Source organism: Polaromonas sp. CF318, assembly GCF_000282655.1.
Taxonomy (GTDB): Bacteria; Pseudomonadota; Gammaproteobacteria; order Burkholderiales; family Burkholderiaceae_C; genus Polaromonas.
Genome location: NZ_AKIV01000061.1, coordinates 68,317 through 77,529 on the forward strand (window position 1 = coordinate 68,317; position 9,213 = coordinate 77,529).

At 66.3% G+C, this 9,213-nt stretch carries 9 protein-coding genes and 1 pseudogene; 7 read left to right on the forward strand and 3 right to left on the reverse strand.

Annotated elements, in window-relative coordinates:
* The first annotated feature begins 13 nt into the window (after window positions 1–13).
* The 6 genes from PMI15_RS11335 to PMI15_RS11360 all read left to right on the forward strand — a co-directional run bounded on the left by PMI15_RS11335 (window position 14) and on the right by PMI15_RS11360 (window position 6,351).
* A complete protein-coding gene (locus PMI15_RS11335) occupies window positions 14–946 on the forward strand; it encodes a sugar kinase (RefSeq protein WP_007868447.1) in 933 nt (310 codons plus the stop codon).
* Window positions 943–1,824 (forward strand): 2-dehydro-3-deoxygalactonokinase, encoded by an 882-nt coding sequence (locus tag PMI15_RS11340; protein ID WP_007868451.1) that lies wholly within the window; start codon window positions 943–945, stop codon window positions 1,822–1,824. Before PMI15_RS11335 ends, PMI15_RS11340 begins: the two co-directional genes overlap by 4 nt.
* A gap of 26 nt (window positions 1,825–1,850) precedes the next feature.
* On the forward strand, window positions 1,851–2,492 hold the full coding sequence (locus PMI15_RS11345) for a 2-dehydro-3-deoxy-6-phosphogalactonate aldolase (RefSeq protein WP_007868454.1): 642 nt from the start codon (window positions 1,851–1,853) through the stop codon (window positions 2,490–2,492).
* The gene (locus PMI15_RS11350) at window positions 2,489–3,283 is read left to right on the forward strand and encodes an SDR family NAD(P)-dependent oxidoreductase (protein WP_007868457.1); all 795 of its coding nucleotides are present in this window, start codon (window positions 2,489–2,491) and stop codon (window positions 3,281–3,283) included. Before PMI15_RS11345 ends, PMI15_RS11350 begins: the two co-directional genes overlap by 4 nt.
* Before the next feature lie 205 nt (window positions 3,284–3,488).
* Window positions 3,489–5,858 carry a heavy metal translocating P-type ATPase gene (locus PMI15_RS11355; protein WP_007868459.1) on the forward strand — a complete coding sequence of 790 codons (2,370 nt, stop codon included), beginning with the start codon at window positions 3,489–3,491 and terminating at the stop codon, window positions 5,856–5,858.
* 91 nt (window positions 5,859–5,949) lie between these two features.
* Window positions 5,950–6,351, forward strand: coding sequence for an SRPBCC family protein (locus PMI15_RS11360; protein WP_007868463.1), 402 nt, complete (start codon window positions 5,950–5,952; stop codon window positions 6,349–6,351).
* 12 nt (window positions 6,352–6,363) lie between these two features.
* Here the strand turns inward: PMI15_RS11360 and PMI15_RS11365 are convergent, their stop codons facing one another.
* Complete coding sequence (locus tag PMI15_RS11365; protein ID WP_007868467.1) at window positions 6,364–6,990, reverse strand: LysE family translocator; 627 nt, start codon at window positions 6,988–6,990, stop codon at window positions 6,364–6,366.
* Window positions 6,991–7,075: 85 nt separating this feature from the next.
* On the opposite strand from PMI15_RS11365, the gene PMI15_RS11370 reads away from it, so the two are divergent.
* Window positions 7,076–7,756, forward strand: a complete 681-nt coding sequence (locus tag PMI15_RS11370; protein WP_036838507.1) for a DNA-3-methyladenine glycosylase I — start codon at window positions 7,076–7,078, stop codon at window positions 7,754–7,756.
* Between the two features lie 115 nt (window positions 7,757–7,871).
* Here the strand turns inward: PMI15_RS11370 and PMI15_RS11375 are convergent, their stop codons facing one another.
* Both PMI15_RS11375 and PMI15_RS11380 read right to left on the reverse strand, forming a co-directional pair.
* Window positions 7,872–8,846: a magnesium and cobalt transport protein CorA gene (locus PMI15_RS11375; protein WP_007868473.1), complete on the reverse strand. Its 975-nt coding sequence runs from the start codon at window positions 8,844–8,846 to the stop codon at window positions 7,872–7,874.
* A gap of 81 nt (window positions 8,847–8,927) precedes the next feature.
* A pseudogene (locus PMI15_RS11380) lies at window positions 8,928–9,213 on the reverse strand (dehydratase); the annotation flags it as partial.

Here is a 9,213-nt window from a genome sequence, read left to right on the forward strand (position 1 = left end):
GCCAGGAAACCCAATGCAAGCCAGAAAATTCGATGTCGTCGCACTCGGCGAAGCCATGGTGGAGTTCAACCAGACCACCGCGGACCGGCCCAACTACCTTCAGGGCTTTGGCGGCGACACCAGCAATGCCGTGATCGCGGCCGCGCGCGCCGGCGCCAGCACCGCCTACCTGACCCGCCTGGGCGGCGACACCTTCGGCCAGTCGCTGATGGCCTTGTGGGCCGCCGAAAACGTCTCCACGCAAGCCGTCCAGCAGGACCCCGAAGCCAGCACCGGCCTTTACTTCGTCACCCACGGCCCCAAGGGGCATGAGTTCAGCTACCTGCGCGCGGGCTCAGCGGCCAGCCGCATGACGCCGGCCTGGCTGCAGCAGGCCGGCGCAGCCGATGCCGTGCGCCAGGCCAGGGTGCTGCATGTCTCGGGCATTTCGCTGGCGATTTCCGCGAGCGCCTGCGACACGGCCTTTGCCGCGATGAAGCTGGCCAAGGAGGCCGGCACGCTTGTCTCGTTTGATTCCAATCTGCGGCTCAAGCTCTGGCCGCTGGACCGCGCGCTGGCCTGCACCCGCCATGCCGTATCACTGTGCGACATCTTCCTGCCCAGCCTGGAAGACATCACCACGCTCAACGGCATGACGGACCCCGACCAGGTGGTGGACTGGGGCCACGGCTTGGGCGCCAAAACCGTGGTGCTCAAGCTGGGCGGCGACGGCGCGCTGGTCAGCGACGGCACGCGTCGCGAACGCGTGCCGGTGCACCGCGTGAAGCTGGTGGACGCCACCGGTGCGGGCGACTGCTTCTGCGGCAACCTGCTGGCACGCATCGCCCAGGGCGACACGGTGTTCGACGCCACACGCTACGCCAATGCGGCGGCCGCCCTCACGGTGCAGGGCTATGGCGCCGTGGCGCCGCTGCCGCGCCCCGAACAGGTCAGGGCCTTGCTGTGAGCCGCTTGCTGGCGGTCGACTGGGGCAGTTCGTCGCTGCGCGGCGCGCTGCTGGGCGCCGATGGCGCGGCGCTGGAAGAACGCGCTTTCCCGCGCGGCATCCTGACGGTGGAGGACGGCGGTTTTCCCGAGGTTTTTCAAAGCTGCTTTGGCGACTGGATGACGCCCGGCACGCTGTGCCTGATCTCCGGCATGGCCGGCAGCAAACAAGGCTGGCGCGAAGCGCCCTACTGCGCCTGCCCCGCGGGCTTCGATGCGATTGCCGCCGCGCTTGAGTGGGTGGAGCCGGGCCGCATCGCCATCGTGCCGGGCCTGAGCATTGACAAGGCCGGCGTGCCCGACGTCATGCGCGGCGAGGAAACGCAGATCTTCGGCGCCCTGCAGCTACTGGGCCTCAACCATGCCCGGCTGGTGCTGCCCGGCACGCACAGCAAATGGGCCACAGTGACTGGCCGCAAGGTGACGGACTTCTCGACCTGGATGACCGGCGAGCTCTATGCGCTGCTGCGCCGCCATTCCATCCTCGCGCGCATGCTGCCCGAGGACGAACCCACGCTGGACAGCGCCGCCTTTGACCGGGGCGTGGCCCATGCGCTGGCCGGCCCCGGCCTGCTGAACACGGCTTTCAGCACGCGCACGCTGTCGCTGTTCGGCCGCATGGGCGAGCAGGCCCTGCCCAGCTATCTGTCGGGCCTCGTGATAGGCGAAGAACTCAAGGCGCAGACGCTGCCGCGCGGCGAACCCGTCGTGGTCATGGGTGCCGAAGCACTCACGGCCCGCTACGAACAGGCGCTGGCACAGCTCGGCGTGCCCGTGCAGCGCGTGGGCGCGGGTGCCACCTGGCGCGGCTTGCGCGCGATTGCCGACACGCTTGGCTGACCCCGCGAACCCATTGATAGAACACCATGAACACCGCACACTCCAAATTCTCCCAAGCCCTGGCCACTCTCCCCCTGGTCGCCATCCTGCGCGGACTTACGCCGGCCGAGGCCCTGCCCGTCGGCCAGGCGCTGGTCTCCACGGGCTGGACGCTGATCGAGATCCCGCTCAACTCGCCGCAGCCGCTGGAGAGCATCGCCGCCATGGCGAGCGCCTATCCCGAAGCCTTGATAGGCGCGGGCACGGTGCTGACGCCCGAAGACGTGCGCAATGTGCAGGCCGCGGGCGGCCAGCTCATCGTCTCGCCCAACTTCAACCCGGCCGTGGTGCGCGAAGCCGCGCGCCTGGGCATGGTCTGCCTGCCCGGCGTGATCACCCCCAGCGAGGCCTTCGGCGCGCTTGAAGCGGGCGCCACAGGCCTCAAGCTATTTCCGGCCGAGATGATCACGCCGGCCGTGGTGAAAGCCTTGCGCGCCGTGCTGCCAGTAACAGTCCCTGTCATGCCGGTGGGCGGCGTCACGCCGGCCAATATGGGCGCCTACCTCGCGGCCGGTGCCAGCGGCTTCGGCATAGGCTCGGCGCTGTACAAGCCCGGCATGACGGCCGCCCAGGTGGCCGACAGCGCGAAAAACTTCATCGCGGCCTACACGGGTAGCATGCGGGCATGAACATCCCCACGTCCGCGCAGGCATCCACCATCTCCTTCGGCCTGGCCGGCCGCGTCTGCATCGTCACCGGCGGGGCGCAAGGCATAGGCGAGGCCTGCGCGCGCCGCTTTGCGCGCGAGGCAGCCCATGTGGTAATTGCCGACATAGACGACGCGCGCGGCGCGGCATTGGCCAAGGAACTGGGCGGCCTCTATGTGCATTGCGACGTCGGCGACAAGGCCCAGGTCGATGCGCTGGTCGCGCAAACCGTGGCCGCGCACGGCCGCATCGACGTGCTGGTCAACAACGCCGGCATCTTCAAGGCGGCCGAATTCCTCGAGGTGACGGAAGCCGACTTCGACGCCGTGCTGCGCATCAACCTCAAGGGATCCTTCCTGGTGGGCCAGGCCGTGGCGCGCGTGATGGCGGCCGCCGGCAAAGGCAGCATCGTCAACATGAGTTCGGTCAACGGCGTGCTCGCGATTCCCACGATTGCCAGCTACAACGTCAGCAAGGGCGGCATCAACCAGCTCACACGCGTGATGGCGCTGTCGCTGGCCGGCCAGGGCGTGCGCGTCAATGCCGTGGCGCCTGGCACCATCTCGACTGAACTGGCCGCCAAAGCCGTGCTCACCAGCGACGAGGCCAAGGCCAAAATCATGAGCCGCACGCCCATGAAGCGCCTGGGTGAGCCCTCGGAGATCGCCGACACGGTGGCCTACCTGGCCAGCGATGCGGCCAGCTACATCACCGGCGAGATCGTGGTGGTGGACGGCGGGCGCATGACCTTGAACTACACCGTGCCCGTGTAGCCGGGCTGGCACGCCCAGGCGTGCAGGTTTTGCGCCTTCAGTTGACATGGATCAGGCCATCCACCACGGGAGGGCCTGAAGATGCTTGTGGCCGCCCACGGCAAATACCCCTCGAATCCCTCAGGCTTGACCTTCCCATAGGGGGAAGGTCTACGCTTGTCCGTGGGCCTGGTCCAGGTCTGCAGAATGGAAAAGGAAGCCCTCCATGAATCACACACACCACGCCGCGCCGGGAGGCGTACACGGCACAGGCCATATGCCGCCCGCGGCACCAGCCGGGCTGAAGGATCCCGTCTGCGGCATGGCCGTCACCACGGCGTCCCCGCACCGCCTTGAACACGAGGGCAGGCCCTACTACTTCTGCAGCGCCGGCTGCCTGGCCAAATTCTCCGCCGATCCGGCGACCTATGCCGGCCCCCCCAAGGCAGCACCTGCGACCGAAACGGCGCGTGAAACCGACATCGGCCAGGGCGGCGAAACCCTTTACACCTGTCCCATGCACCCGGAAATCCGCCAGGACCATCCGGGCAACTGCCCGATCTGCGGCATGACGCTGGAGCCCGTCATGCCCAGCCTCGACGACGATGACAATCCGGAGCTCAAATCCTTCACGCGCCGTTTCTGGTGGACCTTGCCGCTCAGCGTGGTGGTCACGGTGCTGGCCATGTTCGGGCACCAGCTCGGCTGGTTCGACATGGCCGTCCAAAGCTGGGTGGAACTGGTGCTGAGCCTGCCCGTGGTGCTGTGGGCAGGTTGGCCCTTCTTTGTGCGCGGCGCGCAATCGGTGGCCCACCGCAGCCCCAACATGTGGACCCTGATCAGCCTGGGCACGGGCGCGGCCTTTGCCTACAGCGTGATCGCCGCTCTCGCGCCCGGGGTGTTTCCGGATTCATTTGTTTCCATGGGCCGTGTGGCGGTTTACTTTGAAGCCGCGGACGTGATCATCTCGCTGACGCTGCTCGGCCAGATGCTGGAGCTGAAGGCGCGTTCGCAAACGTCCGCCGCGATCAAATCGCTTTTGGGCCTGGCACCCAAAACCGCGCGGCGCATCAAGGCCGACGGCACCGAGGAAGACGTGCCGCTGACCCATGTGCACGTCGGCGACAGCCTGCGCGTGCGCCCCGGCGAAAAAGTGCCGGTTGACGGCATCGTCACCGAAGGCGGCAGCGCCGTCGATGAATCCATGCTGACCGGCGAACCCCTGCCCGTGAGCAAACGCCCCGGCGACAAGCTGATAGGCGCCACGCTCAACACCAGCGGCGCCCTGGTGATGCGTTCCGAGCGCGTGGGCGCGCAAACCATGCTGTCGCAAATCGTGCAGATGGTCGCCCAGGCCCAGCGCTCCAAGGCCCCGCTGCAGCGCATGGCCGACCAGGTGGCCGGCTGGTTTGTGCTGGCCGTGGTAGCCGTGGCCGTGCTGACTTTTCTGGGATGGGGATTTTTCGGCCCGCAGCCGAGCTGGGTCTACGGCCTGATCAATGCGGTGGCGGTGCTTATCATCGCCTGCCCCTGCGCACTGGGCCTGGCCACGCCGATGTCCATCATGGTCGCCACGGGCAAGGCGGCCGGCCAGGGCATTCTTTTTCGCGACGCGGCGGCGATTGAACACCTGCGCAGCGTCGACGTACTGATCGTCGACAAGACCGGCACGCTGACGGCCGGCAAGCCGGCGTTCGACCGCGCGGTCCCAGCCGCCGGATTCAACGCCGACGAGGTGTTGCGGCTGGCCGCCAGCCTGGACCAGGGCAGCGAACACCCGCTGGCCGACGCCATTGTGGCGGCGGCACGCGAGCGCGGCCTGGCGCTGGACACGCCCGAGAACTTCGAGTCGGCCAGCGGCATCGGCGTCAGCGGGCGCGTGGCCGGCCGGCTGCTGGCGCTCGGCAATACCGCGTTGATGGCGCAGGCCGGTGTGGCTGTGGATGCCTTGCTGGCCCAGGCGGAAGCCCTGCGTGCCGAAGGCGCCAGCGTGATGCACCTCGCGGTCGACGGCCGGCTTGCCGGCCTGCTCGCCGTGGCCGACCCGGTGAAAGCCAGTACGCCCGAGGCCCTGGCGACGCTCAAAGCCGCCGGCCTGCGCGTGATCATGGCCACCGGCGATGGCCTGACCACCGCCAAAGCCATCGCCGCTCGCCTGGGCATTGACGAGGTGCACGGCGGCGTGCAGCCGGCCGACAAGCTCGCGCTGGTCAAGCGCCTGCAGGATCAAGGCCATACCGTCGCCATGGCCGGCGACGGCATCAATGACGCCCCGGCCCTGGCGCAGGCCAATGTGGGCATCGCCATGGGCACCGGCACCGACGTGGCCATGAACAGCGCCCAGATCACGCTGGTCAAGGGTGATTTGCGCGGCATCGCGCAGGCCCGGAAAATCTCGGAAGCGACGATTGCCAACATGAAACAAAACCTCGGCTTTGCCTTTGTCTACAACGCGCTCGGCGTGCCCTTGGCCGCGGGCCTGCTCTTTCCCTTCACCGGCTGGCTGCTGTCGCCCATGATCGCGGCCCTGGCGATGAGCCTGAGTTCGGTGTCGGTGATCAGCAATGCGCTGAGGCTGAGAGGAAAACATTTGTAAACAGCCCCGAATCAGGTCTGACGCCGCCCGGTTTGATTGCTAAGCTGTAATGGCAAGGCGCCACCCCGGCGCCAGCCAGACTGGGGGCACCATGGCCACGATCTACAAGGAATTCACCGTCGACGCCGGCATGGAAAGTGTCTGGGATGCGCTGCGCGACTTCAACGCGGTACACCAGCGCCTGGCACCGGGCTTTGTGGTGGACTGCAAGCCCGGCGAAGGCAGCCGCACCGTGACCTTTGCCAACGGCGCGGTGGCGCACGAGTTGCTGGTGGGCATCCATGAAGCCGCCCACCGCCTCAGCTACACCGTGACCGGCGGCAAGACCAGCCACCATATGGCTTCTGCGCAATTGTTTGCCGAGGGCGACAAGCGCACCCGTTTTGTCTGGATCACCGATGTGCTGCCCGATGCGCTGGAGGGCTATGTCGACGCAATGATGACCCAGGGCGCGGCGGTCATGCAGCGGGCGCTCAGCACACCGGCCGGCTGAAGCCGCTGGAATTCAGGCTGGCCGCTTGGCCAGCAAAGCCCAGACGCCAGCTGCGGACAGCAGCGAGCCACCCGCGAAATTAAACCGCCGCTGTGCGCGCGGCGAAGCCAGCAGCGTGCGCGCAGAGGCGGCAAACACCGCATACAGCGTGGCGTTGAGGCCGGCCATCACCACAAAGGTCGTCGCCAGCACCCAGAGCTGGCGCGTCACGTCAGCGCCCGGGTTGATGAACTGCGGCAAAAAGGCCACAAAAAACACAATGCCCTTGGGGTTGAGCGCGGTGACCAGGTAGGTATTGCCGAACAGCTTCCACAAGGAGCCGGGCGCTTCGGGCGCTGCAGCCTGCAGCGGCGATATGCCGGCGCGCAACAGCTTGATGCCCAGGTAGAGCAGGTAGAGGCCGCCTGCCAATTTGACCATCGTGAACCAGAAGGCCGAGGCCGCAAGCAAGGCGCCCAGGCCGAACAAAGACACGACCAAGGCTGTCGAGTCGCCCAGCGCCACGGCTGCGACCAGCGGAATATTGGCCCGCCTGCCGTGCGCCATGGAGTAGCTGATGACGGTGAGGATAGTGGGGCCTGGGATGATGAGCAGGACGGCCGTTGCGGCGACGAATGCGAGCCAAAGCTGGAGGGACATGATGGGTGTTTCCGAAGTGGCGGGTCAATGAGGGAGATTGGATTTCATGATAACGCCGGCCGCCCGCATCTGCCTAAAATCGCCCATGCCTTTAGCCACCCCACCCAAGCCATCCCCGGTTGCCGCATCGCCCGCCGCGGGCCTTTTTACCGACGACAGCCGCACCACGCGCTGCGCCTGGTGCCAGGCAACGCCTCTGTACCGCAACTACCACGACAGCGAATGGGGTTTCCCGGTGGACGACGAACGCCGGCTGTTTGAAAAGATCTGCCTCGAAGGTTTCCAGGCCGGCCTGAGCTGGCTGACGATCCTGAACAAGCGCGAATCCTTTCGCAGCGCCTTCGCCAACTTCGATGCCGAGCAGGTGGCGCGCTTCGGCGCGCGCGATGTCAAGCGCCTGCTCAACGATGCCGGCATAGTCCGCCATGCGGGCAAGATCGCCTCGACCATCAACAATGCGCAGCGTGTGATCGAGCTGCGAAAAGAGTTCGGCTCGCTGGGCGCTTTTGTCTGGCGGCTGGAGCCCGAGGCCAAAAGCAGGCCCGCGCGCATCACGCACGAGGCCGTCAAAGCCATGCCGACCTCGCCGGCCTCCATCGCGCTGTCCAAGGACCTCAAAAAACGCGGCTGGACTTTTGTGGGGCCGACGACCATGTATGCCTTTATGCAGGCCATGGGCCTGGTCAACGACCACATCGAAGGTTGTGCCAGCCGCACGGCGGCGTTGGCGGCGCGCAAGGCTTTCACCCCGCCGCGTGTTTCCTGACCTGGAGCCGCTCACAAAGCCCAGCGAAGCGGTCCTGGCTAGGCGCGTCGCCGCAGACAGTGCCACCAGCACGGCAAGGCGACGCAACAACGCCAGGAGGGTTTTGTGAGTGGCTCTACAGCCACTTGGCGCGCCTGAAGCGCCAATAGAGCAGCGAGCATGCCACCACAATCATGCTGATGGCCATGAGGTAGCCGTAGCGCCATTTGAGTTCGGGCATGGCCTCGAAATTCATGCCCCAGATGCCGGCAAAGGCGGTGCAGACCGCAAAGATACTGGCCCAGGCCGCGAGCTTCTTGGTCACCTCGCTTTCCTCGATGGTGACCATCGCCAGGTTCACCTGGATGGCCGTGCCTATCGTGTCGCGCATGTTTTCGATCAGCGCGTTGATGCGCGTCAGATGGTCGACGACGTCGCGGAAATAATCCTGCACGCCGCTGCAGATCTGCGGCACCCGGCCGCCGTAGAGCTTGCTCGCGCCTTCGAGCAGCGGCGCGACCGCGTGCTTGAGGATCATCACGCTGCCCTTGAGTTCATAGAGCCGCTCGATGTTCTTGCGTGCGGCGCCGGGCGTGAAGATTTCCTTTTCGATCAGTTCCAGCTCGGTCTCCAGATCGTCGAGGATGGGAAAGTAGCGATCAACCACCGCATCCATCAGGGCATAGAGCACAAAACCCGAGCCGTGGCGCAGCAGTTCGGGCTCGCGCTCGCAGCGTTCGCGCACCCCCAGAAAACCCTTGTTGCTGCGGTTGCGCACCGAGAGCACATAGTTTTTTCCGGTGAACACATCGACTTCGCCGACGTGAAGCTCGCCCGGCTTGTCGGTGGAGGTCTCCACCAGGTGCAGCACCGAAAACAGCGAGGCGCCGTACTCTTCTATCTTGGGACGCTGGTGGCCGTGCCTGGCGTCTTCGACCGCCAGTTCATGCAAGCCGAACTCGTGCTGCATTTCCTCGAGCTCTTGCGGCGTGGCGTCCTGCAGCGCCACCCAGACAAAGGCATCGGGCCGGCAGATGTAGTCGCTGATCTCGCCGACCGGGATGTCGGCGAGCTTGGTACCGTTCTGGTAGACCACACAATTGATAAGCATCTTGTATATCCCGCAAATAGGCCCTATGAGGCCTCTTGCGTGGATTCTGGCACAGCGGCCCCGGGTCGCAAGGCCCCCGGATCAGGTGGCCTTGCGCGGCACCACCAGCTTGTAGGTCGATTGCTGCAGCACGTCGCCGTGCTGGTTGCGCGTTTCGCTGCGCACCACCACCATGCCGCGGTCCGGCCGCGAGCGCGAGGGCGTGACGCTGATCACCTCGGTCTCCACATGCAGCACGTCGCCGGGCCGTGTCGGCTTGGGCCAGCTGATCTCGCCGCCAGCGCCTATGATGCCGCCGGCCAGCGGCAGGCCCTCGCCCACCAGCAGGCGCATGGTGATGGCCGCCGTATGCCAGCCGCTGGGGGCC